The 1,113-nt window shown below is 62.4% G+C and carries 1 protein-coding gene; it reads left to right on the plus strand.

Translation table 11 applies throughout. The features are described 5' to 3' along the window. The coding region (tuf, locus tag EI185_RS15970; protein ID WP_124706149.1) for an elongation factor Tu at window positions 1-1,113 on the plus strand (1,113 nt) is incomplete at its 5' end.

The raw sequence follows: 1,113 nt of genomic DNA on the forward strand, positions 1-1,113 counted from the left end.
ACCCTGACGGCGGCGATCAGCACCATCCTGTCGAAGAAATTTGGTGGTGAAGCCAAGAACTACGCAGACATTGACTCGGCTCCGGAAGAAAAAGCGCGCGGCATCACCATCAACACCGCCCACGTTGAATACGAGACCGCGAAACGCCACTACGCCCACGTCGACTGCCCGGGCCACGCCGACTACATCAAAAACATGATCACCGGCGCCGCGCAAATGGACGGCGCCATCCTGGTTGTCTCCGCCGCCGACGGCCCCATGCCGCAGACCCGCGAACACATCCTGCTGGCGCGCCAGGTCGGCGTCCCCTACATCATCGTCTACATGAACAAAGCCGACATGGTCGACGACGCCGAACTGCTCGAACTGGTTGAAATGGAAGTGCGCGAACTGCTCAGCAAATACGACTTCCCGGGCGACGACACCCCCATCATCATCGGCTCCGCCCTCAAAGCGCTGGAAGGCGACCAGTCCGACATCGGCGAGCCCTCCATCTTCAAACTGGCCGACGCCCTCGACAGCTACATTCCTGATCCCGAGCGCGCCATAGACGGCGCCTACCTGATGCCCGTGGAAGACGTCTTCTCCATCTCCGGGCGCGGCACCGTCGTGACCGGCCGGGTCGAGCGTGGCGTCATCAAGGTCGGCGAAGAAGTCGAGATCGTCGGCCTCAAGCCCACCATCAAGACCACCTGCACCGGCGTTGAAATGTTCCGCAAACTGCTCGACCAAGGCCAGGCTGGCGACAACGTCGGCGTCCTGCTGCGCGGCACCAAGCGTGAAGACGTCGAGCGCGGCCAGGTGCTGGCCAAGCCCGGCTCGATCAACCCGCACACCAAGTTCAGCGCTGAAATCTACGTGCTGAGCAAAGACGAAGGCGGCCGTCACACCCCGTTCTTCAACGGCTACCGTCCACAGTTCTTCTTCCGCACCACCGACGTGACCGGTGCGGTGGAGTTGCCGGCGGGTACCGAAATGGTCATGCCGGGCGACAACGTATCGGTGACGGTTGCGCTGATTGCGCCGGTGGCGATGGAAGAAGGCCTGCGCTTCGCGATACGTGAAGGTGGTCGTACCGTCGGCGCCGGTGTGGTCGCGAAAATCGTCGAGTAA

The organism is Sulfuriferula multivorans (assembly GCF_003851125.1).
In the GTDB taxonomy this organism is placed as follows: Bacteria; Pseudomonadota; Gammaproteobacteria; order Burkholderiales; family Sulfuriferulaceae; genus Sulfuriferula; species Sulfuriferula multivorans.